22 protein-coding genes are annotated in these 24,995 nt (G+C 71.0%); 10 read left to right on the top strand and 12 right to left on the bottom strand.

The window, feature by feature from the left end; translation table 11 throughout:
* Window positions 1–39: 39 nt before the first annotated feature.
* Genes ACFOY2_RS41880 through ACFOY2_RS41865 form a run of 4 tightly spaced genes read left to right on the top strand, consistent with a single transcriptional unit; the run spans window position 40 to window position 3,551 of the window.
* Window positions 40–279: an acyl carrier protein gene (locus ACFOY2_RS41880; protein WP_379533688.1), complete on the top strand. Its 240-nt coding sequence runs from the start codon at window positions 40–42 to the stop codon at window positions 277–279.
* Window positions 279–1,487 (top strand): beta-ketoacyl-[acyl-carrier-protein] synthase family protein, encoded by a 1,209-nt coding sequence (locus ACFOY2_RS41875; protein ID WP_379533687.1) that lies wholly within the window; start codon window positions 279–281, stop codon window positions 1,485–1,487. The genes ACFOY2_RS41880 and ACFOY2_RS41875 overlap by 1 nt, the downstream gene beginning before the upstream one ends.
* Window positions 1,465–2,598 (top strand): hypothetical protein, encoded by a 1,134-nt coding sequence (locus ACFOY2_RS41870; protein ID WP_379533686.1) that lies wholly within the window; start codon window positions 1,465–1,467, stop codon window positions 2,596–2,598. Before ACFOY2_RS41875 ends, ACFOY2_RS41870 begins: the two co-directional genes overlap by 23 nt.
* Window positions 2,595–3,551 (top strand): NAD-dependent epimerase/dehydratase family protein, encoded by a 957-nt coding sequence (locus ACFOY2_RS41865; protein ID WP_379533685.1) that lies wholly within the window; start codon window positions 2,595–2,597, stop codon window positions 3,549–3,551. The genes ACFOY2_RS41870 and ACFOY2_RS41865 overlap by 4 nt, the downstream gene beginning before the upstream one ends.
* Here ACFOY2_RS41865 and ACFOY2_RS41860 read toward each other — a convergent pair.
* Window positions 3,502–4,302, bottom strand: coding sequence for a phosphatase PAP2 family protein (locus ACFOY2_RS41860; RefSeq protein WP_379533684.1), 801 nt, complete (start codon window positions 4,300–4,302; stop codon window positions 3,502–3,504). The genes ACFOY2_RS41865 and ACFOY2_RS41860 overlap by 50 nt on opposite strands.
* A gap of 218 nt (window positions 4,303–4,520) precedes the next feature.
* On the opposite strand from ACFOY2_RS41860, the gene ACFOY2_RS41855 reads away from it, so the two are divergent.
* A complete protein-coding gene (locus ACFOY2_RS41855; protein ID WP_379533683.1) occupies window positions 4,521–6,113 on the top strand; it encodes a wax ester/triacylglycerol synthase domain-containing protein in 1,593 nt (530 codons plus the stop codon).
* Here the strand turns inward: ACFOY2_RS41855 and ACFOY2_RS41850 are convergent.
* A complete protein-coding gene (locus tag ACFOY2_RS41850; protein ID WP_379533682.1) occupies window positions 6,082–8,088 on the bottom strand; it encodes an MMPL family transporter in 2,007 nt (668 codons plus the stop codon). The two genes, ACFOY2_RS41855 and ACFOY2_RS41850, sit on opposite strands and share 32 nt — an antisense overlap.
* Before the next feature lie 239 nt (window positions 8,089–8,327).
* The gene (locus ACFOY2_RS41845; protein ID WP_379533681.1) at window positions 8,328–9,782 is read right to left on the bottom strand and encodes an MFS transporter; all 1,455 of its coding nucleotides are present in this window, start codon (window positions 9,780–9,782) and stop codon (window positions 8,328–8,330) included.
* Between the two features lie 99 nt (window positions 9,783–9,881).
* Between ACFOY2_RS41845 and ACFOY2_RS41840 the strand changes: the two genes are divergently transcribed.
* Window positions 9,882–10,313, top strand: coding sequence for a MarR family winged helix-turn-helix transcriptional regulator (locus ACFOY2_RS41840; protein WP_379533680.1), 432 nt, complete (start codon window positions 9,882–9,884; stop codon window positions 10,311–10,313).
* A 93-nt stretch (window positions 10,314–10,406) separates the two neighbouring features.
* Here the strand turns inward: ACFOY2_RS41840 and ACFOY2_RS41835 are convergent, their stop codons facing one another.
* Entirely contained in the window at window positions 10,407–12,146 is a 1,740-nt protein-coding gene (locus ACFOY2_RS41835) for a DUF6055 domain-containing protein (protein WP_379533679.1), read from the bottom strand.
* A 213-nt stretch (window positions 12,147–12,359) separates the two neighbouring features.
* The gene (locus ACFOY2_RS41830) at window positions 12,360–13,163 is read right to left on the bottom strand and encodes a CPBP family glutamic-type intramembrane protease (RefSeq protein WP_379533678.1); all 804 of its coding nucleotides are present in this window, start codon (window positions 13,161–13,163) and stop codon (window positions 12,360–12,362) included.
* A gap of 94 nt (window positions 13,164–13,257) precedes the next feature.
* Between ACFOY2_RS41830 and ACFOY2_RS41825 the strand changes: the two genes are divergently transcribed.
* Window positions 13,258–13,923, top strand: coding sequence for a TetR/AcrR family transcriptional regulator (locus ACFOY2_RS41825; RefSeq protein ID WP_379533677.1), 666 nt, complete (start codon window positions 13,258–13,260; stop codon window positions 13,921–13,923).
* A 10-nt stretch (window positions 13,924–13,933) separates the two neighbouring features.
* On the top strand, window positions 13,934–15,094 hold the full coding sequence (locus tag ACFOY2_RS41820) for an acyltransferase family protein (RefSeq protein WP_379533676.1): 1,161 nt from the start codon (window positions 13,934–13,936) through the stop codon (window positions 15,092–15,094).
* A gap of 2 nt (window positions 15,095–15,096) precedes the next feature.
* On the opposite strand, the gene ACFOY2_RS41815 is transcribed toward ACFOY2_RS41820, so the two are convergent.
* Window positions 15,097–16,920 (bottom strand): glycoside hydrolase family 15 protein, encoded by a 1,824-nt coding sequence (locus ACFOY2_RS41815; protein ID WP_379533675.1) that lies wholly within the window; start codon window positions 16,918–16,920, stop codon window positions 15,097–15,099.
* Window positions 16,921–17,117: 197 nt separating this feature from the next.
* On the opposite strand from ACFOY2_RS41815, the gene ACFOY2_RS41810 reads away from it, so the two are divergent.
* Entirely contained in the window at window positions 17,118–17,693 is a 576-nt protein-coding gene (locus ACFOY2_RS41810) for a hypothetical protein (RefSeq protein ID WP_379533674.1), read from the top strand.
* 83 nt (window positions 17,694–17,776) lie between these two features.
* On the opposite strand, the gene ACFOY2_RS41805 is transcribed toward ACFOY2_RS41810, so the two are convergent.
* The 4 genes from ACFOY2_RS41805 to ACFOY2_RS41790 all read right to left on the bottom strand — a co-directional run bounded on the left by ACFOY2_RS41805 (window position 17,777) and on the right by ACFOY2_RS41790 (window position 22,319).
* Window positions 17,777–18,601, bottom strand: coding sequence for a TNT domain-containing protein (locus ACFOY2_RS41805; RefSeq protein WP_379533673.1), 825 nt, complete (start codon window positions 18,599–18,601; stop codon window positions 17,777–17,779).
* 361 nt (window positions 18,602–18,962) lie between these two features.
* Window positions 18,963–20,153, bottom strand: coding sequence for an MFS transporter (locus ACFOY2_RS41800; RefSeq protein WP_379533672.1), 1,191 nt, complete (start codon window positions 20,151–20,153; stop codon window positions 18,963–18,965).
* A gap of 130 nt (window positions 20,154–20,283) precedes the next feature.
* Window positions 20,284–21,597: an FtsX-like permease family protein gene (locus ACFOY2_RS41795; protein WP_379533671.1), complete on the bottom strand. Its 1,314-nt coding sequence runs from the start codon at window positions 21,595–21,597 to the stop codon at window positions 20,284–20,286.
* Window positions 21,594–22,319 carry an ABC transporter ATP-binding protein gene (locus ACFOY2_RS41790; protein WP_379533670.1) on the bottom strand — a complete coding sequence of 242 codons (726 nt, stop codon included), beginning with the start codon at window positions 22,317–22,319 and terminating at the stop codon, window positions 21,594–21,596. Before ACFOY2_RS41790 ends, ACFOY2_RS41795 begins: the two co-directional genes overlap by 4 nt.
* Window positions 22,320–22,561: 242 nt before the next feature.
* Between ACFOY2_RS41790 and ACFOY2_RS41785 the strand changes: the two genes are divergently transcribed.
* Window positions 22,562–22,939, top strand: a complete 378-nt coding sequence (locus ACFOY2_RS41785) for a peptidase inhibitor family I36 protein (RefSeq protein ID WP_379533669.1) — start codon at window positions 22,562–22,564, stop codon at window positions 22,937–22,939.
* A gap of 9 nt (window positions 22,940–22,948) precedes the next feature.
* Here ACFOY2_RS41785 and ACFOY2_RS41780 read toward each other — a convergent pair whose 3' ends face one another.
* The gene (locus ACFOY2_RS41780) at window positions 22,949–23,620 is read right to left on the bottom strand and encodes a YoaK family protein (RefSeq protein WP_379533668.1); all 672 of its coding nucleotides are present in this window, start codon (window positions 23,618–23,620) and stop codon (window positions 22,949–22,951) included.
* Complete coding sequence (locus tag ACFOY2_RS41775) at window positions 23,620–24,984, bottom strand: sensor histidine kinase (RefSeq protein WP_379533667.1); 1,365 nt, start codon at window positions 24,982–24,984, stop codon at window positions 23,620–23,622. The genes ACFOY2_RS41780 and ACFOY2_RS41775 overlap by 1 nt, the downstream gene beginning before the upstream one ends.
* Window positions 24,985–24,995: the final 11 nt, after the last annotated feature.

Below are 24,995 nucleotides of genomic sequence, written 5' to 3'. Positions count from 1 at the left end.
TAATCGTCCTCGTGCGTAGATCAACGAAAGGACGTGGGCATGAGTGACGACGAAGTCTTCCAGGAGTTGCGCTCCATCTGCGCGAAAATCCTCTCGGTCGACCCGGCGGTGATCACCCGCGACGCCGACCTGCGCGAGGAGCTGGAGGCCGACAGCCTCGACATGGCCGAGCTGGCGGCGGCGACAGAAGACCGCTTCGCGCTCGTCGTCGACCTCGAGACCGCCAAAGCGGCCCGCACGCTGGAAGACGTGGTCATGCTGGTCCGGGCCGCGCTCTGATGAGCGGACGCATCCGGGTCGCCGTCACCGGGCTGGGTGTGCGCACCCCGGCGGGAAACGACGTCAAGACCTTCTGGAGCACGCTGCTCGACGGCCGGTCCACCGCCCGTACGATCAGCTCGTTCGACGCCTCGGGGCTGCCGGTCGGCTTCGCCTGCCAGGTCCCCGACTTCGACCCCGGCGACTACGTGACGGGCAAGCAGGCCCGCAGGATGGACCGCACGACGCTGCTGGCCGTCTGCGCCGCCGCCGACGCGATCGGCGACGCCGGGCCGACGGAGGTCCCGCCCGAGCGCCGCGCGGTCGTGACGGGCACCGGGCTGGGCGGCAACGAGACCGCCGAGTCCACCCTGCTCGGCCCCGGCGGCCCGACCGCCCTGTACGTGCCGAAGGTGATGCACAACGCCGCCGCCGCGTTCGTCAGCATGCGGCACCGGATCCTCGGCCCGAGCCTGACGGTGTCGACGGCGTGCGCCTCGGGCGGCCACGCGATCGGCGAGGGGCTGCGCCTGCTGCGCGACGGCTCGGCCGACCTGGTGGTGGCGGGCGGCGCGGAGGCATGCGTGTCGCCGACCATCCTGCTCGCCTTCCACCGGTGCGGCGCGCTGTCGCAGCGGGTGGCCGAGCCCGAGCGGGCCTCGCGGCCCTTCGACGCCGCCCGCGACGGCTTCGTCCTGGCCGAGGGCGCCGCCTTCGTGGTGCTCGAACGCCTCGACGACGCCGTACGCCGGGGCGCCCGCGTGTACGCGGAGCTGGCCGGTTACGGCCGCACCTCCGACGCCCACCACCTGACGACGCCCGACCCCGACGGCGCGGGCGCCGAGCGCTGCGTCCGCCAGGCGCTGGCCGACGCGCGCCTGTCACCGGCGGACGTCACGCACGTCAACGCCCACGGCAGCGGCACGCCGCTCAACGACGTCACCGAGGCGCGCGTGATCGCCCGGCTGGCCGGCCAGGCGCCGGTCACCTCGATCAAGAGCGTCATCGGCCACGCGATCGGCGCCGCGGGGGCCATCGAGGCCGTCGCCTCCGCGCTGACCCTGCACGAGCTCCTGGCGCCGCCCACCATCAACCTCGACGCCCAGGACCCGCTCTGCGAGATCGACGTGATCCGCCGCCCGCGTCCCATCGCGCCCGGCGCCGTCCTGTCCAATTCGTTCGCGTTCGGAGGCCACAATGCCAGCCTTGTCTTCGCTCCGAACACTTGATCCCGTCCGCACGCGCGACGATCTCAAGCACTTCGTCGAGGCGCCCAACCGGCTCCACGCCGACGACCCCGTCTTCGTGCCGCCTCTGCCGAGCGAGGCCCGGCGCCCCGTGGACAGAGAGCTCAATCCGTTCTTCGCCTACGGCGAGGCCGAGCTGTTCATGGTGCGCGGCAAGGGGAAGGTGCTGGGCCGGATCGCCGCCGTCGACAATCCCCGCCACAATGCCGCCCACCAGGCGCGCGACGGCTTGTTCTGCCAGTTCGCGTGCGTGGACGACCCCTCGGTTGCCGAGACGCTGTTCGACGCCGCCGCGCAGTGGCTGCGCGGGCGGGGGCTGGAGACGATGGTCGGGCCGGTCAACTTCACCACCCACGAAGAGTGCGGGCTGCTGGTGGAGGGGTTCGACTCCGCGCCGCGGGTGATGATGCCCTACAACCCGGCCTACTACCCGGCACTGCTGGAGACGTGCGGCTTGCGCAAGGCCAAGGACCTGTGGGCCTGGTCGCATGACCTGAGCCCGCTGGACGAGCGGCTGCTGCGCATCGCCGGTTTCGTGCAGCGGCGCAAGCGGCTGTCCGTCCGGCCCCTCGACCTGGCCGACTTCGACGCCGAGGCGCAGCGCATCAGGCACGTCTACGAAAGCGCGTGGCGGCACAACTGGGGCTTCACGCCGGCCACCGACGAGGAGTTCGCGGTGCTGGCACGGCGCCTGCGCCCGATGATCGACCCCCGGTTCGTCCTCCTGGCCGAGGTGGCGGGCGAGCCGGTCGGCGTCGTGCTGGTCGTGCCCGACGTCAACCAGGCGCTGTCCGCCATGCACGGCAACACGACCCGCACCGGGCGGCTGGTCGATCTGGCGCGCATGTTGCTGGCGACCCCCCGCATCGACCGCACGCGGGCGATGCTCTTCGGTGTCGTGCCGCGTCTGCGGGGGTGCGGCATCGAGACGCTGCTGTACGTGCGCGTCCACGAGGCGCTCAAGGCCTCCGCCTACCAGGGCGGCGTCGAACTCGGCTGGACGCTCGAGGACAACACGGCCGTCAACCGCTTCCTGGAGGCCGGCGGCTGCACCCGTGCCAAGACCTACCGGATCTACCAGCGCGCGCTGTGACCCGCTACCTGATCACGGGGGCGACGGGCTTCGTCGGCCGGCGGCTGACCGGGATGATCCTGGCGCGTGGCGACGCGGTCACCGCGCTGGCCCGCCCGTCGGCTCGGGCGTCCGCGCTGGGCGCGCTCGGCGTCCGGGTCGTCCACGGCGATCTGGTGAAGGGGCGCGGCCTCGCCGAGGCGCTCGACGGAGCCGATCGTGTGATCCATCTGGCCGCCGTGCTCAAGTCGCGCACCTCGGCCGGTTTCTGGGCGGTCAACCGCGACGGGACCGCCCGGCTGGTGCGCGCGCTGGCCGCCCGCGCCCGCCCGCCGCGCCTGGTGTTCTGCTCCTCCCTGGCCGCGCGGTCCCCCGTCTCCGTCTACGGCGCCAGCAAGCTGGCGGGTGAGCGGGCCGTACGCGCCTACGCCCGGCGGGTGCCGTCGGTGATCCTGCGCCCCGGCATCGTGTACGGTCCCGGCGAGGCTGCGCTGTTGCCGGCGTTGCTGCCGATGGTCAGGCTGGGGCTGGCCGTCCAGGCCGGGCTCGGTCCCCGGCGTTTCGGTCTGGTCTACGTGGACGACCTGTGCGCCGCCCTGCTCGCCGCCGCCTCCGGCGACGCCCCCGTCCTCGACCCCGGCGACCCCCTGGCCGGCCTCTACCCGATCAGCGACGGCAACGCCTACGACTGGCGCGACATCTGCCGCGCCCTGGCCAGGGCGGACGGCCGGCAGGGGCCGCTGGTGCTGCCGGTTCCTGTGGCCGCCGTGTCGGCCGTCGCCGCCGTGGCCGAGCTGGCCGGGCGGGTGCGCGGCACCGTGCCGGCGCTCAACCGCGACAAGGTCCGCGAGATGCGGCGGGTCGCGTGGACGTGCGTGCCCGACGCGGCCGTACGCGAACTGGGCTTCGCGCCGACCGTGGGGCTCACAGCGGGATTCGAGGCCGCGCTGGCCGCTCGGCGTACCGCTTCGTGACGGCGTGGACGGCCAGCGCGACCGCCAGTCCCGCGACGACGTCCACCACGTAGTGGTAGCCCGCGTACACGACGGCGACGGTCAGGCCCGAGGTCAGCGTCCACAGGACGCGGCGGGCGGGCACGGACAGCGAGCGCCGCAGGCACAGCAGGGTGATCCAGGCGCCGGCCACGTGCGGTGAGGGGAAGCAGGTGCCCGGCGGGTCCAGCGTCCGCATGATGTGGTCCTGGACGGCGGCGATCAGGTAGCCGGGCGGCTGTTCGAGCGCGGGCCCGGCCAGCGGGACGGCGATGAAGCCGAGGTAGCAGGTCAGGAGCGTCAGGAGGGCGGCGAACAGGTACCGTTCCGCCAGCGCCGCCCGCCCCTGGCCGCGCAGGATGAAGGGGAGCAGGAAGCAGCCGTAGAAGGAGAAGTAGCAGAGCATCAGCACTTCGGTCAGCGGGGGCGTGGCCAGGGCCGCGACCGCCGCGTTCGGGGAGGTGCCGAACAGGGCCGTCTCCCACGTGGTCACGGCCTCGTCGAGGTAGCGGCCGTGCAGGACGAGGACCGTACGGGCGGCGGCGGCGTACACGAACGGGAGCACGAGCAGCGGCCCGGCGAACCTGATGAGTGACACGGCCCGGTTGCCGGGCCGGCGCCGCTCGCACCACGGCAGGGCGTACCCGATGAGCACGGTGGCCAGAGCGTAGCCGAGCAGCAGGGCCGGCCAGTCGGGCAGGCGGTCACGCGCCAGGGTGGCGATAAACGCCATAAGCCCGAAATGTCCAACCATTAGTGCTTCTATTGGCCTTATTTCCACCGTGTCCCCAACAAACGATTGCCACCCCCGAATCAGACTCTCAATATAGGCCGGACTTCGCCCTATATCTTCAACCCACGAAAAGTATTGTGGTCACGATGCATGTTCCTCTGACTTTCGGCGACCATTACATCCTTCAGTTGACCGCCGCGTCAGCTGAGGATTCGCGTATGCACTTCGGGATCGGCCTCCGCTTCCCCGGCTCGCCGCCATCGCCGGAGGAACTACGCGCCCTCGTCGCCGAAGCGGTGCGCTCCCGGCTCACCGCCCTGACCTACCGGCTGACCGGCACAGGACGCCGGGCGTGTTGGGAGCCGGACCCGGCCTTCGACCCGGCCCACCACATCGACTTCCACCGGCTGCCGCCAGGGGCCGACGTCCGCCAGGCGGCGATGGAGGCCATGCGGCAACATCCCCTCTCCCGGGAACGCCCGCTGTGGAGCCTGCTGGTCCTGCACGGGTACGCCGGCGACGAGCACGTGCTCTACTACCGCGCCCACCACGCCTTCCAGGACGGCATAGGCGCCGTCGCCACCATCCGCGCCCTGACCGACACCACCCCACCACCCACCAAACCCACCGACCGACCACCCCACGCTCCCGCAGACGCACACGAAACCTCCACCACCCGACCAAACGTGCAAACGCACCAGCCCCCTGCCAACCCGCCGATGCCCGAAGCACAAGAGCCCCCGGCCGATCGACCAGCCACGGGCAACACGCCTGCCGACCGCCCGACGGCTCGGAGGTGGTGGGCGTCTGATGGTCGGCGGGGGGCTGGGGTGCGGCGGGCGCTCGGCGGGCTGTTGCGGTTGGCCGGTACGCCACCGCGCTGGTTCGCCTCCTGCGCCGCCACCGTTCCTGAGCGCACCCTGCACGTCGCGCGCCTGGACATCGAGCCCTTCCACGCCATCGCCCACGCCACGGGCGCCAGCCTCGCGCAGATCGGCATCACGATCGTGACCGGCGCCCTCCGCTCCTGGCACCCCGAGACCTGGGATCCCGAGACCTGGGACCCGGCTCCCGAAGCCCCGGCCGTCGGCCCCTTGAACGCCGACCCCCCAAAAGCCGGCACCTCGACGCCCCTCACTCCCCCGAAAGCCAGGAAACCGCAACCCACGCTCCCAAGCCTCACCACTCCAGCAGCCGCGAGGCCGGGAGCCAGGCCCTCACGAGTCGAGCATGTCGGAAAGGTGCGGGCAGAAGCCCGAGGAGCCGGAAAGGTGAAGGCTGGGAAGCCGAGGGGCTGGATGGTTTGGCGGCGGCGGCGGGAGATGGTGGTGGCGCTGCCGGTCGGGTTGCGGGGGGATCGGCGGCATCCGGTGGTGGGCAACCACACGGGCCTGCTGCCCATCACCCTGCCGTGCGACGAGCCCGCCCCCATGGCCAGGCTGCGCCGCGTGATCGACCAGACGAACGTGGCCCAGATCATCCGCACCCGCCAGGCCGCGAACGACCTCTACCGGATCCCCGCCGGCATCACCGTGGGGCTGCTCAGGCTGCTCTCACCGCTGCTGAGGAAGAATTCGGCCGAACGGCTCAACCTCAGCGCGATCCGCCTGACCAGGCTGCTGCCCGACGCCGAGGAGATCTTCGCCGTCCCGCCGCTGGCCCCCGGTGTCGCGGGCATGGTCGTGATCCTGCACACCGACACCGCCGTGTCGTTCTCGGGGGTGTTCGCGGCCGGGGTGTGCGGGACGGAGCGGTTGCCCGGCCTCCTGGGGCGGGCGCTCATGGAGCTGCACGCCGCGGCCACCAGATGACGGGCCCGATGTGGTGGGCGAGGGCGGGGACGAGGAGCGAGCGCACGACGACGGTGTCGATGACCACGCCGACCGCCACCAGCAGCCCGAGCTGGATGACCGGGACCAGCGGCAGCACGGTCAGGACGAAGAACGCCGCCGCCAGCACGACCCCCGCCGCCGTGATCACCCCGCCTGTCAGGCGCAGCGCGTGGAGGGTGGCCTGCCGCGTCTCCAGCCGGGCGGCCTCCTCGCGCACCCTGGCCATGAGGAAGATGTTGTAGTCGATGCCGAAGGCGATGAGGAAGACGAACGCGTACAGGGCGAAGGACGCGTCCATGACGGGGTAGCCGAGCAGCGAGAACAGCGCCGAGCACAGGCCGAGGGTGGCGGCGAAGGACAGCACGACCGTGCCCATGAGCAGCAGCGGCGCCACCAGCGAGCGCAGCAGGAGCACGAGGATCAGCCCGACCACCAGCAGGATCAGCGGGGCGACGAGCAGCGCGTCGTCGAGGGCGGCGTCCTTGACGTCGATGAGCTCGGTGGTGAACCCGCCGACCAGCGCGGAGGCTCCGGCCACGCCGTGCACGGCCGCGCGCAGCGTCGTCACGAGCCGCTGCGCCGCCTCGGTGTTGGGTTCGGCGTCAAGCACGACGTCGAACGCCTGCCAGCGCGCGGGCGGACGGGGCTCGGCCGCCAGGACGCCGTCGACCTCCTTGACGGCGTCGGCCACCACGCCGCTGACGGCGGCCTCGGCGAGCACGACCACGGGTGCGCTGGACGGGAAGTGCCGCCGCATGGCCTCGTGGCCCGCCACGGAGTCGGTGCGGGTGGTGAACAGGGCGGACGGCGGGATGCCCGAGGCGTCGAGCGTGGCCAGCCCGACGCAAAGCAGCACGAGCAGCAGGGTCGACGCCATCCACGACAGGCGGGCGCGGCGGCCGACGAAGGCGGCCACGTGCCGCCAGAGCCGGTCGCGCTCGCTCTGGCCGGGCCGGGGTGTGGCGGGCCAGAAGACCCGGCGCCCGCCCAGGAGCATCAGCGCGGGCAGGAACGTCACCATCACCACCATCGTGATCACGATGCCGACGGCCGCGGCGGCGCCGATCGAGCGCAGCGCGTTCGTGTCGGCCACCAGGAGGCAGCCGACGCCGCCCGCGACCGTGAGGGCGGAGGCGACGACCGTGGGGATGCCGCCGGACAGGGCGGCCTTCAGCGCGGCCGCCTGGTCGGCCGTGGCGCGCAACTGTTCCCTGTATCGGGCGACGAGCAGCAGCGCGTAGTCGGTGGCCACGCCGAACACCAGCACGGTGAAGACCTCGGGCGTGGCGCCCCTGACGCTCACCAGTCCGGCCCGCGCGAGCGCGTACAGGGCCGCCGCCGCGCTGAGGTAGGCCACCACCACGGCGAGCATGGGGATCACCCACAGGATGGGGCTGCGGTAGACGGCCAGCAGCACCAGCAGCACCACCGCCAGGCTCAGGGCCAGGAGGGTCGTGTCGACGTGGCGGAAGGAGTCGACGTAGTCGGCGGCGGCTCCGCCCGCGCCGGTGACGTAGCTGTTCAGCCCGGACGGCCGGTCTGCCGCGGCGATCTGGCGCAGTTGGTCGACCATGGGGCTGATGAGCATGCCCGGTTTTCCCGACAGCAGCACCGCCACCTGGAGCGCGTGCCGGTCGGCGCTGCGGACCGGCTCGGACACCTCGCCGACCACCCCGGACACGCTCGCGAACTGCTCGACGTGGCGTTGGACGGCCGCGCGGTCGGCCTGGGTGAGCGGCCCCGCGCGTTCGTAGACCACCAGGGCGGGCACGACCCTGCCACCCTGCTTGGCCAGCAGGTCGAAGGCGCGCGCGGACTCGGCGTCGCGGGCCAGCATCGAGGTGCCGCTGGTCTTCCTGACCTCGTCGAGCCGGCCGCTGGTGAGCAAGGCCACGACGGCCATGGCCGCCCAGCAGAGCACCACGCCCGCCGCGACTCTCCGCATGACCGCCATACGCAAGAAAATCGACAATTCGGGCCCGCTTCCCTGGCGAAACGAATAGGGCGACTATACATACGCGGGCGGGCTCGCACGAAATTGCGGCTTTCGCTTACGGCGTTTATTTAATAAACGCGGATAAATTCGAGCAAATGGGGATGCAGCGGGTTTGTCATGCGGTTACCGAAGGGGCATGGATCGCCGCGGGGGCCTCATGGCATGCCGAAGCCATGGGCCCCTCGAACCGAGGACCGTCAGTGCGTGCGGACCTCTTGGTCGACGTCCGCGGCGGGTTCGCCGGAGACCTTGGGCGCGGCGGCGGCGCGGCGTCCCGGGATGGTCGTGACGATGAGCGCCGCCAGCACCGCGACACCGGCGCCGATCATGAATCCGGTACGGAAGCCGCCCTCCGACGGCAGCGTCGCCGACCCCAACTCGATCGTCATGTTGGCCAGAACCGCCCCGAGCACGGCACTGGCGCAGGACGTTCCGATCGAGCGCATCAAGCTGTTGAGCCCGTTGGCGGCGGCTGTCTCGGTGAGCGGCACGGCGCTCATGATGATGGAGGGCATGGCCGCGTACGCGAAGCCGATGCCGGCGCTGACCACGGCGGAGAAGAGCAGCACGCCCCAGGCGTAGCCCATCAGGGCCAGGGCCAGCAGGTAGCCGCAGGCGATGATGATCGTGCCGAGCAGCAGGGACGTCTTGGGGCCCCTGGCCGCCATCAGCCGTGCCGCCACCGGGGAGATCGCCATCATGACCAGCCCCGCGGGGGCCATCCACAGGCCGGCCTGGATCATCGACTGGCCGAGGCCGTACCCGGTCGCCGCGGGCAGTTGCAGGAGCTGGGGCGTGATCAGCGACATCGCGTACATGGCGAAGCCGATGACGACGGAGGCCAGGTTCGTCAGCAGGACCTGGCGGCGCACGCTGGTGCGCAGGTCGACCAGCGGCGCGGGCGTGCGCAGCTCCCACCAGCCCCACAGCAGCAGGATCACCGCCGAGGCGCCGAACATGCCCAGCGTGATGCCGCTCGTCCAGCCCCAGTCGCTGCCCTTGGAGATGGGCAGCAGGAACAGGATCAGCCCGGCCGCCAGACCGGCGGCCCCGACGAAGTCGAAGCGGCCCGGCGACTTGACCGGGGACTCCGGCACGATGAAGAGGATCAGGACGGTCATCACCAGGCCGAGCACGGCCGCGCCCCAGAACAGGGCGTGCCAGCTCACGTACTGGGCGACGAGCGCGGCGGCGGGCAGGCCGAGGGCGCCGCCGACGCCGAGCGAGGAGCTCATGAGGCCGATGGCCGAGCCGAGCCGCTGCGGCGGCAGCACATCGCGCATGATGGCGATCCCGAGCGGGATGACGCCCATGCCCAGACCCTGCAGCGCGCGGCCGATCACCATGGGGAGCAACGAGTTGGCGGGCGCGCAGACCAGGGAGCCGATGGTCAGCAGGACCGCGCTGGCGATCATGACGCGGCGCTTTCCGTACAGGTCGCCGAGGCGTCCGGAGACGGGCATGGCGACGGCGCCGGCCAGGAGGGTGGCGGTGATCGCCCAGAAGGCGTTGGCGGCGGTGGTGTTCAATAGCGTCGGCAGGGTGGCGATCAGCGGCACCATCAGGGTCTGCATAAGCGAGACCGTGATGCCCGCCGCCGCCAGCACACTGATGATGGCTCCGCTACGCGGCACGGCGTGCGTCGAACTCATGCGTTCTCCGAATCTCGCAAGCATGTGCATTATGCATATAATGTGTATTTTACACGTTGTCGGACGGCTGGATATTCTGCCCTCCGATAGGAGGCATCCATGCGCGAGGAGATCGCGGACATCGAGCGTCAACTCATGCTCATCGGCCGCTACAAAGAGCTGGCGACGACCGCCGCCGCCCCCGAGGAACGGCGGCTCGAACGCGCCAGCAGCTACATCCTGCTCAACCGGCTGGAGTCCGAGGGGCCGATGTCGATCGGGCAGCTCGCGCAGGCGTTCAACCTCGACGCCTCCACCGTCAACCGGCAGACCGCCGTCCTGCTGCGCGAGGGGCTGGCCGAGCGCATTCCCGACCCTGAGGGCGGTATGGCGAGAAAGCTCCGCATCACCGACGAGGGGGTGCGGCGCGTCGCGGGGGAACGCGGATACCGGCTGCACGGCCTGTCCATCGTCCTGAAGGACTGGACGCAGGAGGAACTGGTCTCCTTCGCCGAGGGCCTGGCCCACTTCAACGCCAGCATCGAGCGGTAACCCCACTCTCGACGAGACGCGGAGCCGGTCGCGGTGCGCCTCCGGCCAGGAGGGCGTCCGCGCGGGGACGCCCTCCCAGCCGATGGCCGGACCTCAGCCGCCGCTGAAGGCCAGGTCGTTGTCGCTGAAGATCGGGTGGGGCGGGTTGACGTCCGCCTCACCGCCCCCGCCGTCGCACCGGCGGTCCGGGTTGAACATCAGGTACGTCCCCGAGGAGCACGCCGTGGCGGGCTCGGCGTCGCCGCCGATGACGACGCCGCCCCCGAGGTTGGCCCCTCCCTGGACCAGGGCGCTGTTCTTCACCACGGCGTTGCCGCCGACGGTGGCGCCGCCGTTGACCCAGGCCAGGTCCTCGATGCGGGCGTTGCCGTTGACCGTGCTGTTGCCGTACACGGCGGCACGGGGGCCGACGTAGGCGGTGTCGGCCACGCGGGCGCGGTTGTCCACCCAGCCGCCGCCGTTGGGGTGCCAGTGTCCGTTGCCCGGCGCGGCCGGGCGTACGTGGCCGGGCTCGAAGCCCCACGGAGTGGCGCCCTGCAGGCGGAACTGGTAGGGGAAGCGGTAGTTGCGCGGGTAGCCGTCGAGGAAGGCGTACTTGTGCACGCTGCCAGGGGCGCCGGCGACCACGAGGTAGACGTCCCTCTCGCCCGGCTGGGTCTGGAAGGTCACCTCGCCGCTGGAGGAGTTGTAGACGGGGCTGTAGCGGGGGGTGCCGTTCCGTACGGCGACGAACCCGTAGGACCATCCCGACTGCGCCGCGGAGTTGACGTGCCCTCTGAAGCGCATGCGGATGAGCCCGCCGTCGCTGCTCGGCACGAGGCGGATCTTGTTGTAGCCGTAGTCGGAGGGCGCGAGGGCGTCGGAGATGCGGAAGTGGCCGGCCGAGGCGTTGACGGCCTCGACCGCGACGCCGTTGTAGGCGGTCACGAACGGATACAGGCTGTTGATGAACGGCATGATGTCGGCGCGGTTGGCGTAGTCCCAGGTGACGTTGCGCTGGGCGTACTCGCCGAGCCGCCTGTTGAGCTCCGCCTGGTCGATGCCCGCGACGCGGCGGTAGGTCTCCAGCGGGTGCTCGGTGTTCCTGGCCTCGTTCCAGATGCGGTTGAACATCGTCAGGCCGTCGCGCTCCTTGATGTACTGCAGGAGCATCCAGTTGCCGTAGTGGTGGCGGCTGCTGCCGTAGGCGAGGTTCTCGGTACGGATGAACCTGGTCAGGTCGCCCGCGGCCGTCTTCGGGTAGACCTGCATGGCCATGAACTCGGCGCTGGTCTCCCAGAACGTGCCGGCGCTGGCGTGCGTGAAGCCGTACCCGGACCTGCCGAGGAAGGTGTAGTTCTGGAACACGTGCGCCAGCTCGTGCGCCAGGCCCCATGAGCCGGGCAGCGCGGCGCCGGGGGCGATGTTGATGACGCCGACTCTGCCGTCGGTCGAGCCGCCGGTCGCCCAGGCGTCGAGCGGGACGTTCGACCACGTCCTGGTGACGATGACGATGATCTTGTGCTGGGCCAGCAGGCCGGTCTCCGGCGTGAACTTCATGGTGTTCACGTAGAAGGAGTAGAGGTTTTCGAGCTGGCCCAGCATGTTGTCGGGGTCGAAGTTGTAGGGAGACGGCGCGGTTTTGGGGTTAGTGCCCGATCTGTCGCCCCATAACAGGATGAAGTTCGTGGATTCCTTCGTCCGTTCTCTGACCCATGGCACCTCGCCGGTGCTCGCCCAGCGTGCCGGGATGTAGACGGTCTTGGCCGCCGCGGACGCCGCCGGCGACGTCGGGAGGAGGAACGTGCCGACGAGCAGGAGGAGGGCGATCGTCGTCGCCCGCAATCGTCTCATTCGAGAGCCTTCCCAGCGGTTACGTGCTGCATACGACGGAAACGTTAGCGTTAACATTTCCTGGCGATATGTCACATATTGGAGCGGAATAGAGTTTTGGCATCGCAACAGACGCTGTCAAGGCTTGGGTGGTCCGCCAGTGAAGAATCCGCTCGGCAAGCTGCGGAACGCCACTGAAAGTTACATATCCCACAGGACCGCAGCGCTCGAACGTCACGCGGTCAGTCCTGCGGACAGCAGGAAGATCGCGCTCCCATGGGCAAGGGTGGCGGCGAGGACTCCGCGCCGCAGCCGCAGGTAGGCGCAGATCAATCCTTCGACCAGGGTGAAGGCCAGCAGCGGCCAGCCGACGCCTGTGACGGTGGAGGCCAGGAAGACGTGGCAGGCGGCGAACAGCAACGCCGACAGCAGTGCCGCCCGTCCGGCGTCGCCGCCGCCGCGTTCGAGGTGGCCCTGCAGGAAGCCGCGGAAGAGCACCTCTTCCGCCAGGTTGCCCGCCAGGCAGAAGAACAGCAGCACCGGCAGCAGTCCGGCGGCGACCGCTCCCCCGCGTTCGGAGAGCGGGGTGAACAGGGACAGCAGCAGCACCGGCCCGGCCGCCAGCAGCCCGCCGCCGACGCCCAGTACGACCGCCGCCAGGTCGAGGCGGCCCCAGCGCACCAGCGCGCGCAGATCGCCGTCCAGCCGCAGCACAACCCAGGTGAGCGCCAACGTGCCCACGCCGAACACCAGCAGGATCCCCGTCTGGTCGGTGAAGCGCAGCCACGGTACGGGGCCCGCCGCGCCGAAGCGCCAGAACCCCAAGGGCGTCATCGCATCCCGGATCAGCACGAACCCGAAGATCAGCGCCATGATCCGCACCATCGGTTCGCGCGCCACCGCGAAGCAGGCACCGATCAGCAGCAGACCGGGCAGGACGCGGACGGCATAAGCCAGTAGGTCGGGTAGGACGCTCGCGGCATCGCCCAGGAGGTCAGGCAGGACGCGGACGGCGTGGGGCAGAAGGTCGGGCAGCACGAAGCCATCTCCGTTCGAGGGTTTGCGGGAAGTTCGGCGCGCTACGTCAATTTTGCGAGCTATTCTCAGTTTTCGGTACTCGCATTGGAGGCACGTGCTCACCCCTCGTAAACACCCTCGCCAGCAACGCTCGCGTGAGACGGTCGCGGCGATCCTGGAGGCGGCCGCTCAGCTTTTCCAGCGGCACGGCTACAGCGAGACCACCACCAACAAGGTCGCCGAGCGGGCCGGGGTGTCGATCGGCTCGCTGTACCAGTACTTCCCGAACAAGGACGCGCTGCTGGTCGCGCTGGCCGAGCACTACCTGGCGGAGGCCGACGCGCGGATATCCGAGGTCTTCGCACACGCCGCCGAGCAGCGCCCCGAACAGCTTCCCGTCCAGTGCGCCGACCTGCGGCTCCTGCTGGACGAACTCGTACGGTGTGTGGCCCATCTGCACACCGACCGCCCCGGCCTGCACCGGCTGCTGTTCGACCAGGCTCCCCGCACACCCGGGTTGGTCGACCGTTTCCGGCAGGCTGAGCGGCGCATCGCGGCGGCGCTGGCGGGCGAGCTCCGCCGGCTCGGCGCGGGCGGCCCCGACCCGCAGTTGAGCGCGCTCCTGGCGGTCCAGGGCATTGAGGCGCAGATCCACGGCGTCCTGCTTGACCCCGACAGCGGCACTGGCGACACCCTGCGGGCCATCGTGGACCTGTGGCACCGTGCCCTTGACCAGCCCCTCACCGCCGACAAAAGTCGCACATCACCTCTTATGGCCTAGACTCCAACAGATGTTCCTGGCCCCCGCCCGGCTGGCCTGGTTGGACGCCCTGCGGGGACCGGCAGCGCTGGCCGTCACCATGCACCACGCCGGTTGGACCTTCATCCCGGGCATCTGGGAGGAGATCGACCGCCGGATCGACTTCGGCACGTGGGGCGTGTTCGTGTTCTTCCTGGTCAGCGGCTACATCATCCCCGCCTCCCTGGAGCGGCGCGGCGACCTGCGCGCGTTCTGGACAGGCCGGGTCTTCCGGCTCCTGCCACTGCTGCTGGCCGCCTACTGCTTCGCGCTCGTGCTCGTCTACACGGGCGCGCTCCCCCTCGACGAGCAGTTCGGACGGCGTTCGCCCGCGGTGATCGCGCTCGGCAACCTGACGATGCTCCAGGAACTGCTCAACCTGCCCGCGCTCATCAGCGTGACCTGGACGCTCTCGTACGAGATGGCCTTCTACCTCATCAGCGTCGCGCTGTTCGCCACCCGGCAGGCGCGCCGCTCGGCCTGGATCGCCGTCGCGCTGGCGGTGACGGCCGTGCCGCTGGGCCTGCTGGTGCCGCAGACGATGATCAGCAGCCAGACCGACGTGCACGCCGCGCTGCTCGGCGTGGCGGTGGTCGCGGCCATCGCCACGACCGCGCTGGCGTCCGGCGGCACGCGCAGGCTCGCCGCGGTCGCGGGTGGCCTCCTCGGGCTGGGGCTGGTGGTCCTGAGCAGCAGGAGCGGCACCTGGCAGGGTCTGATCGCGCTGGCGACGATGTTCGCGGGGACGGCGGTGTACCGGGCCCAGCGCAAGGAGATCCCGTGGCAGGCGGCCGCGGCCGCGATCGCCACGGTGCTCGGGTGCGGGGTCTTCGCCAGGGACGATCTCGGGTGGGTGATGGCGATCGTGCTGGCGTTCGGCGTCTTCGGGGCGGCGTTCGCGCTGCGCGAGCGGCGTTTCCCGCGCTGGCTGCCGTGGCTCGGCGTGATCAGCTTCTCGCTCTACCTGCTGCACCCGCTGCTGCTGCACGTGATCCCGAACCTGGCGCTGTACTTCCTCGTCCTGATCCCGCTCAGCTACCTGACCTACCGCCTGATCGAGGCCCCGGCGCAGCGCTTCGGCAAGCGCCTGCTCGGGCAGGCCCGGCCCCGCGAGCAGGGGCCGGGCGCAGACGAGACCAGAACCCGCCCCTGACCTCAGCCCAGCGCGTGGTCGAGGTTGAAGGCGGCGCTGATGAGCGCCAGGTGGGTGAAGGCCTGCGGGAAGTTGCCGAGCTGCTCGCCGGTGTGCCCGATCTCCTCGGCGTACAGGCCCAGGTGGTTGGCGTAGGTGAGCATCTTCTCGAAGGCCAGGCGGGCCTCGTCGAGGCGGCCGGCGCGGGCCAGGGCCTCGACGTACCAGAAGGAGCAGATCGAGAACGTGCCCTCAGGGCCCTCCAGGCCGTCCGGGCTGGTCACGGGGTCGTAGCGGTAGACCAGCGAGTCGGAGACCAGTCCGCGGCCGAGCACCTCCAGGGTGGACAGCCACTTGGGGTCGGTCGGCGAGACGAACTTGGCCAGGGGCATCATCAGGATGGAGGCGTCCAGGACGTCCTCGTCGAAGTGCTGGACGAACGCCCGCAGCGTGTCCGACCAGCCGTGCCGCATGATGTCGCGGTAGATGGCGTCGCGGGCCGGCCGCCAGCGCGGGATGTCGGCGGGCAGGCCGCGCTGGGCGGCCATGCGCATGGCGCGTTCGATGGCCACCCAGCACATCAGGCGGGAGTAGACGAAGTTCTTGCGTCCGCCGCGGGTCTCCCAGATCCCCTCGTCGGGCTGGTCCCAGTTGTCGCAGACCCAGTCCACCAGCGCGGTCACCTCCTCCCAGCGCTCGCTGGAGATCGGGGTGCCCCATTTGTTGTACAGGTAGATGGAGTCGATGAGGGCCCCGTAGATGTCGAGCTGGAGCTGGTAGACGGCGGCGTTGCCCACCCGGACGGGGGCCGAGCCCCGGTAGCCCTCCAGGTGGGTCAGCTCCTCTTCCGGCAGTTCGCTGCGGCCGTCGATGCCGTACATGATCTGCAACGGGCCTGTGCCGCCGTCGCCGTCGAGCCTGACGTGCCTGGACAGGAAGCCCATGAACGCCTCGGCCTCCTCGGTGAAGCCGAGCCTGAGCAGCGCGTACACGCAGAAGGCGGCGTCGCGGACCCACACGTAGCGGTAGTCCCAGTTGCGTACGCCGCCGATCTGCTCGGGCAGGCTGGTGGTGGGGGCGGCGACGATCCCGCCGGTCGGGGCGTAGGTGAGCAGCTTCAGCGTGAGGGCGGAGCGGTGCACGACCTCGCGCCAGCGGCCCCGGTAGCGGGAGGCGGACAGCCAGCGGCGCCAGAACCGCACCGTGGCGGCGAACTCCTCCTCCGCCTCCTCCGTCGGGCAGCCCCGTGGCTCGATGCCCTCGCCGATGCGGTCGAGGGCGAACACCGCGTGCTCGCCCTCGTGCAGCTCGAACCGGCTCCAGGCGTCGGTGCCGTCCGTTTCCACGGGCACGCTGGCCGACAGGGCGAGGGTGAGCGACTCCGACTCGAACGTCGTCCGCGACCCCTCCTGATGGACCGTGTGCGGCTGCCTGGCGTAGTCGAAGCGGGGCGCCACCCTGGCGCGGAACGGCATCCTGCCGCGCACGCACGTGACCCGGCGGATCAGCCGGTGCCTGTCGACTTCCAGGGACTCATCGGCGATCGGCATGTAGTCCTGGATCTCGCCGACTCCGTCGTCGGCGAAGAAGCGGGTGATCAGGACGTTGGTGTCGGGGAAGTAGAACTGCTTGGTGGAGGCCGGCACGTCGGCGAACAGCTCGAACGATCCGCCCTTGTCGGCGTCCAGGATCGAGCCGAACACGCTGGGCGAGTCGAAGCTCGGGCAGCAGTACCAGTCGATCGTGCCGTTGGTGCCCACGAGCGCGACCGTGCGCAGGTCGCCGATCAGCCCGTGCTCCCCGATCGGCAGGTAGCGGGAGTCGTCGTGGGCCTTGTCTGCCTGCATGTTCCCAAAATAAGCAGCGTACGGGCCGGCCGGGCGCCGCTGTTCGTCAAAGCGCCGCAGATCTTCCCGGCCCGGGACGGCGCATCAGCCCCGCTTTACCGGAGCATGAGGCGGCACAGCAGACCTGCCTCCCAAGAATCCGGACATCCTGGCCGCGCGACCGAGGCGTTCGCCGGCCCCGCCGCGATAGTCGTGTCATGGCTGAAACCTCCTCCACCGTGGCCGGCTCCCCGGCGCGCCGGTCGTTGCTCGCGCCGGCGCGCCGCTGGCCCACCTGGCTGGCGCTGGGCGTCGTCGTCCTGTCCGTCCTGGACATGGGCGACGCCCGCGGCCAGGCGATGATCGTCTTCCTCGCCGCGCTGATCTACCTGGGAACCGCGGTGCTCGACAGGCCCGGCGCGGTCTGGGTCCTGTTCGGCGCGAGCGTGGTGGCGGTGACGCTGCTGAAGGTCCTCGGCCTGGATCTGTGGCCGGCGCTCGTCGGAGGCGCGGTCTCCATCGCCGTGCTCGGCGTGGTCGGCGGCCTGCTGCGCCGGCCGCGGCTGGCAGCCGCGCAGGTTCCCGCCATGCTGGTCTTCGGCGGGCTCTCCTTGCTCGCGCTCTCCCTGTCCCCGCAGGTCGGCGGCTACCTCGTCGCCGCCGCCCTGCTCGGGCACGCCTCCCTGGACGTGATCGTCTGGCGGGCGAACAAGGTCGTCGCCCGTTCGATGGCCGAGTTCTGCATGGTGCTCGACTTCACGCTCGGCGCGGCCATCATCGTGATCGTCTCCTGAGCCGGTGCGCGGGACGCCCGCCCTCGGCGAGGTCCGCGAACCACGCCGAAGGCGAGCGCCGCCGTCAGCGGACGGAAGAGCGCCTACGGTTTCCCAAGCGGGCGCGGCACGGCCGGCGCCTGCCAGGTTTTGAGATGCGTCGTCCCGTCGGTCGAGGGGCGGTCGATCTGGCCGGCCTCGTCCTGGCGGGTCTTGACCTCGGTCACGAGGACCGGCTCGATCTCCTCCAGATACCCGTTCTGCAGCAGCCAGCTCACCGGAACCTCTTCGCTCGTCTGCGGGGCTTCGGGAATGTACTTGCTGAGCACGTGATATTGCGTGCCGCCTCCCGGTTGCTGGAATGCGGGTGCCGCCGGACCCACGTCGACGCGGAAGGACTTGAGCACCCGGAACGCATGGTAATTGCACAGGTGCTCGGGATCCTGCGCGTTGGTGTTGAGATTCCGCGGCGGCAGCGCGCGCACGGTGAACCGGTCACCCAGCGGCGACAGGAACGCCCCCGTGTAGCCGCCGAAACGGTCAAGTTTCATGCCGATCTGCAGAAACGTCGTCTTGAGCTCCAGTCTGCCGTTGGGATAATCGCCGGAGCGGCCGAATCCGGAGTCGGGTGGAAAACGATAGTTGTTGGCGACGTAGTCCCAATAGCGCGACAGGAAATGTTGCGGGCTGAGGCCGCCCAGCGGCACGTAGCCCTGGAGGAGTTGCCCGAGATAGCCGGCCTGCGGCAGGAGCGTCGGCCCCAGGTCGGGGTCCCCGGTCACGTACGGCGGTCCGCACACCTGGCCGATGGCCCGCACGCTCTCCTTTTGGCCCTCCCCCTGTTCCGCATGCGCAGCCACGCTGCCCATGAGGCCGGCCGTCGCGCATATCGCGGCGGCCAGTACGGCGCTTCGTCGGTGATATCGCATGAATTTTCCTGGTGATCGTGCTGGAAAAGCGAATGAAGACAGATCACAAACGATTCGGCGACGCACCGGCCGGTGACGCGTTCATACGAGCACGGCCAGGCCCCCGGAAACGCCAGGAGAAGCCCGTACGCGCACGATCATCTATCGAAATGCAGTGATCGAGCTCTATATGCCCGACACCGCGCAACATTCCATCGCCTTCACCATAAGGGAAAGGCAAAGAATACAGTTGCAAAAGCGGCAAGCATAGCTATCTGCCGATCTTTTAATCATGCACGACTTTGCCCGCCTTGTCGTACATGCATGTCAAACTGATGATTTATCCGGGGATTTCATCAGCGGATCGGCCCCGAATGACCGATCACGTCTCCGAGTCCAGCGCCGGGCGGCGGGCCCGGCGCAGGAGTGTCAGTGCGGTGCCCACGGCCAGCAGGGCCGCGAGAGCGGCGTAGCCGAGCGCGAGCGTGGCCACGGTGGCGACGGCGGCCACCAGGAGCGGGCCGCCCGCGTCGCCGAGTTCGCGGCCCAGCTCGGCCGCGCCCATGGTCTGGCCCAGTCGCTCCGCGGGGGTGGCCGCGACCAGGGCGGCGAAGCCGAGCGGGGTGATCAGCCCCGTGCCCGCACCGATCAGGGCGGCGGCGGCGAGCACCCCGGCCGGCCCGGGAAGCGTCGCGATGCCCAGCCCGGCGACGGTGAGCAGGAGACCGACGGTGATGCCGGCGCGGGTGGTCAGTCGTCCCGCGTCCAGCGCACGTCCGGCGGCGGGCTGGACGAGGGCCGCGCAGGCCGCCAGCACCGACACCGCGGCCCCCGTGGCGACCGTGCCCAGACCGGCCGCCGCGCCGGAGACGGGCAGGAAGCCGACCCCGACCGACAGCGCCGCCGTCGCCGCCGCCAGCGCGGCGGCAGGTCCGAGGAAGGACGGCTCGACCAGGCGACGGGCCAGGTCGAGCACCGTCTGCCTGGTCTTGGGCAGCGGCGGTACGGCCGGGACGGCGAACGCGGCCCACACGGCGACCACCGCACCGAGCACGGCCAGGACCACGAACAGCAGCCGTAGCCCGCCCGCCCACACCAGGACGCCGCCGAGCAGCGGGCCGAGGGTGTAGCCGATGGACTTGAAAAAGCCGTACGACCCGAACGCCCGGCCGTGCGTGGCGGCCGGGCTGAGCCGGGCGACCAGCGCCGAGGCCGACGGGGAGAAGGCGGAGGCCGCAGCCCCCTGGCCGAGCCGCGCGGCCCACAACCAGCCGGGGCTGTCGGCGATGACGTAGAGGAGGGACGCGGCGGCGAAGGCGACCAGACCGCCCAGCAGCACCGGGCGCGCGCCGACCCGGTCGGCGAGCGTGCCGAAGATCGGCTTGAGCACGACCTCGGCCCCGTCGTAGAGGGCGAGCAGCCCGCCCAGCACCAGCAGGGAGGTGACCGCGTCGTCGGAGAACCCGCCGAGGTTCGCGGCGATGCCGTGGGCGCCGAACGCGGTGGTGAACCCGGCCGCGTACAACGGCCACATCTGCCCCCGCGACGCACCCGTCCCGTCCCGCGGGGTCATCGCACCCACTCCTGCTCGGAGACCATCCGCTCCCCCATCAGTCCTCCTGCTCCGGGGCCCGGCGCAGGGCGCGAAAGACGCGTTCAGGGCAATCCCCGCGCAAGGCCCTCCAATCGGCGAAGAGCGTACGCTATCCCGCCACCAACGGCCCCCGCCGTGCCCCGCGCGTCGCCGACAACCCTCCGGCCAGCCCGCTCACGGCGCAGACCAGGAGCAGCCCGGCGTACTGCGGCGCCGAGTACGCGAACCACGGCTCCCCCGTCAGCGCCTGGCCCATCGCGGTCAGCGAGGCGGTGGCGATCCCCGTGCCGAGCAGCGCGCCCACGCTCGTCACGATCAGCGACTCCCAGCAGACGGCCCGGACGAGCTGGCGCGGGCTCGTGCCCACCGAGCGCAGCAGCCGGATCTCCTCGGCCCGCTCGGCCATCGACATGGCCGTCGCGTTCACGACCGAGATCACGGTGTAGGCCACCGCAGAGCCCACCAGTACCGGGGCCACCCATGCCGCGGGCCCGGTCCGCGTCGCACCCGCCGCCGCGTCGGAGGTCGCGATCGCGAACAGGAACGTGCAGGCCAGCGCCACGGTCAGCATCACGGGGGAGGCGGCCGCCATCGCCCGGCGCGGCTGCGTGACCAGCGCGGACCGTGCCAGCGTGCCCGCCCCGGGATCCGCCCAGGCCGCCGGAGCCCCGAGGACCCAGCCCAGCCCGCGCAGCGCGACGGGCCCCAGCGCGGAGGCGCCGACGCAGAGCGTCATCGTCGCGCCCAGCCCGGCCGGCATCGCGTCCTTCACATTGAGCTGCGGCACCAGCCGCAGCAGCACGACGCCCCCGGCCAGCGCCAGCACGCCGACCACCGCCCGGGGCCAGGGCATGAGCCGGCGCTGCGCCGCGCTGTCGCGCAGCACCTCCAGCGGCCCCACGTCCACCGCCTTGCGCGCTGCCACCCGCGCGGCCAGCAGCGTCACCAGCAGTCCGACCCCCAGTGCCAGCACGAACGGCCCAGGAATCAAGGCCAGCGGCACGCCCGTCGGCGCCAGCCCGACCGCGCGCAGCAGCAGCGCCATCGCCTCGGCGTACGGGATCGCCAGCGCGCACCCGGCCGCGCTCGCCAGCACGGCCACCACCAGCGCCTCGGCCGTGATCAACCGGCGTACCTGCCGCGGCGTCATCCCGATCGACCGCAGCAGCCCCACGTTCCGGCGCTGCCGCAGCACGTGCAGGCCCAGCATGCCCGCCACCACGAACACCGACACGAACCCCGACACCAGCGCCGACAGAACCAGCAGCCCCATGACCCCGTTCAGCTCGTCGCGCTCGCCCGCCCCTGCCACCAGCAGGCCGCTGCCGCCGACCAGCGTCACCGCCAGGAGCACGGCCAGGAACGAGGCGGCGAAGCCGGCCCGGTTGGTCCTGACGTTGTTCCAGGCCAGAACCAGCGTCATCGGCGTCCGCCCAACCGTGCGCCGATCTGCTCCACGGAGGGCCTTTCCAGCATGTCCACGATCCGCCCGTCGGTGAGGAACAGCACCGCGTCCGCCCTGGCCGCCGCCTCTGGATCGTGCGTGACCATCACCACCGTCTGCCCGAACGCGTCGACCGCCTCCCGCAGCAGCGCCAGCACCTCGTGCCCGGTGCTCCGGTCCAGGGCCCCGGTCGGCTCGTCGGCGAACAGCACCTCGGGCCGGCCGAGCAACGCCCGCGCGATGGCCACCCGCTGCTGCTGCCCCCCGGACAACTGCGCGGGGCGGTGATTCTCCCGCCCGGCCAGCCCGACGCGCCGCAGCAACTCCCCCACTCGCGCGGGATCGGGACGGCGCCGGGCCAGCCTGCTGGGCAGGATGACGTTCTGCCAGGCGGTCAGCGACGGCACGAGGTTGAACGCCTGGAAGATCACGCCCACCTGGTCGCGGCGAAGCGTCGCCAGCGCCTTCTCCTGCAGCCGCGTGATGTCCTGCCCGGCGATGCGCACCGCGCCCGACTGTGGCCGGTCCAGCCCTGAGGCGCACTGTAACAACGTGCTCTTGCCCGACCCCGAGGGGCCCATCACGGCGGTGAAGCTGCCGCGCGCGAACCCGACGCTCACCTCGCGCAGCGCCGCCACCTCGGTGGCGCCTCTGCCATATGTCCTGGTCACTCCCTCCAGGAGGACCGCGTGATCGATCATGATCATGATTGTGCGGCGAGCGGCCCTCGCCCGCCATCCGGCATCGCCCCGATAGACCCCTGAGGGGCACGGCTCACGTGATCGTGGTTGTTCGACTGTGGCTCGTACGTCACTTTTCCCGACCGTAAATGCCGAATCTTGTGGCCCCGGAACAGAAGCGAATCGTGTTCGCTCTGACACATGCTGTGACGGGGCCGACGTCAGGCCCCCAGAAGCGGCAACGAACTCAAAGGAGAACCGCCATGAAGGCGACGACAAGCGGTACGCGGATCGCGACGGTCATGGGCGCCCTCGCGCTGGCCATGCTGGCCTCCGCCATGCCCGCCACGGCGTCCACGGCATCGCCCTCGGCCCACAGGGCCGGTGACATCTGCCTGTGGACCGGAAAGGATTTCTCCGGCTCGTCGTGGTGCTGGAACCCCGGCAACGGATACGTGGACGTGCCACCCGCCCTGCACGACAACGTGGGCTCGTTCATGGCCCACGCCGACGGCTGCTTCATCAACTGGATCAGCGTCCCCGACAGGAAGGAGACCCGCGTGGTCCGCAACGGCGACTACCGCAAGGTCTACAAGAACGACTTCGGCGGCAAGATCGACGCCGTGGCGCCCCGCTGCTGACCAGGGCGCTCACCGGCCGCCCGCTCCGAGGAGTGGGCGGCCTCGGCCCCAGTCCCTGATCGCCCACCAGCTCGTCGCGAGCGCGACCACGGCCGGCGCGACCAGCGGGGCCGCGGGCGGGTACAGCCGCAGGGCCAGGGCGGCGAACACGGCCCCGGCCGCCAGCGCCAGCACCACCGCCAGAGGCCAGCGGGCGCCGCTCCGTGCCGCAGGCGGGCCGATGATCTGCCCCGCCATGCTGGTCAGCGTGCCCGTCACGTAGGTCGTGGACACAGTGGCGTCGCACACCCAGCGGGTGATCGCGCTCTGCAGCCCCATGGCGGTCCCCGACAGGACGATCAGTGCGGGACGCGGGGTCTGCGCCGCCCATCCCACCGCCATCGCGACCAGTAGCGCCAGCTCGCCCGTCAGCCCGGCCAGGGGCCGCAGTGACCGGTCGCCGGCGCCTTTGAGCAGGAAGAAGCCCGCGGCCAGCCCTGTCATGAACGCGGCCAGCGCGAGCCCCGACCCGAGGGCGTGCTCGGTGTGGCCCGTGCCCAGCGCCAGGCCGAGCAGCACGATGTTGCCCGTCATGTTCGCGGTGAAGACCTCCCCGAGTGACAGGAAGCTGAGCGCGTCCACGGCCCCGGCGGCGAACGCCAGGCCGAGCAGGGGAACCGCGCCGAACCGCATCGGCGCCATCAGTCCGCCCGGATCGGGAGGCGTGTGACGAAGCGGGCGCCGGCGTCGGAGTCCTCGATCGTGAGCGTGCCGCCGTGGGATCGGGCGATCTCGCGGGCGATGGGCAGGCCGAGCCCGGTGCCGCCGGCGTCGCGGCTGCGGGAGGCGTCCAGGCGGGTGAAACGCTGGAAGACCGTCTCCCTGTGCTCGGGCGCGATGCCCGCGCCGTCGTCGCACACCTCCAGCACGGCCTCGTCGTCGTGTCGCCGCACGGTCACCGTGATCTGCGACTCGGCGTGCCGTTCGGCGTTGTCCAGCAGGTTCGTCAGCAGGCGGGCAAGTTGCAGCCGGTCGCCGGTGACCATCACGCCGGGCCGCGAGTGGGTGACCACGTCCTTCGCGCGCGGTCTGAAGGTCTCGGCGGCGACCAGCTCGCTCAGGTCCACCGGCTCCCGCCGGCGCGGGGCGCCGGCGTCCAGTTTGGTCAGCGTGAGCAGGTCGGCGACGATGCCCTGGAACCGGTCCAGGCCGGCCAGCAGTTCGGCGCCTGTCTCCTGCCAGTCGGCCTCTTCGGGGTGCAGCATGGCGTCCTCGACCTGGGCGCGCATGGCCGTGATCGGGCTGCGCAGGTCGTGGGAGGCGTCGCTGGCGAACCTGCGCTGCTGCTCCATCGCCGCCTCCTGCTGGCGCATCGCGGCCTCCAGCCGCTCCAGCGTCTGGTTGCCGGTCTCGGCCAGCGTCCTGATCTCGTCGTCGACGTTCTCGGGAACGGGCAGGCGCATGCCGCCGCCGTCCGCGCTGATCTCGGCCAGCCGCTTGGTGATGCTGTCGACGGGCGCGAGCGTCCTGGTCACGATGCGGGACACCCCCATCCAGGTCAGCGCGACCAGCAGGCCCGTCGTGCCGCCGAGGAAGAGGAGCACCTGGGGGCTGACGTACCAGGGCACCGCGTCGTCGAAGGCGTAGATGATCCAGTCGCCGTCCATCTGGTACACGCGCATGGCGACCGCGATCTCGCACTTGCCGGGGAACGGGGGCAGGCCGCAGAGCTCCACCATGCCGTGGGCATGGCCCTTGGGCGGGATCGCCGTGGTCAGGCGCGGCAGGCCGGCCAGGTTCGGCGTCGAGGAGACCACGCGACCGGACGGGTCGGCCACCTGGATGCCGTCGAGGTCGCTGTCGACCTTCGGGGGCAGTTCGCCTCGCTTGAGCAGGTGGAGGACGGGCAGGGCCTTGCTGAACATCCGGTGGGCCTGCAGGTCGGTGGCGCCGCGGCGGACGCCGTACAACACGAAGGCGCTGACGACGAACACGAGCAGCAGCATGGCGACACTGGCGAGCAGCGCCAGTCGCACCCGCAGCGACCGGCCCCATCCTCTGATCACACCACACCCCG

The sequence above is a fragment of the Nonomuraea purpurea genome, from assembly GCF_042650645.1.
In the GTDB taxonomy this organism is placed as follows: domain Bacteria; phylum Actinomycetota; class Actinomycetes; order Streptosporangiales; family Streptosporangiaceae; genus Nonomuraea; species Nonomuraea purpurea.
Note: the sequence above shows the minus strand (reverse complement) of the source record. Positions and strands in the feature narration are given on the sequence as shown.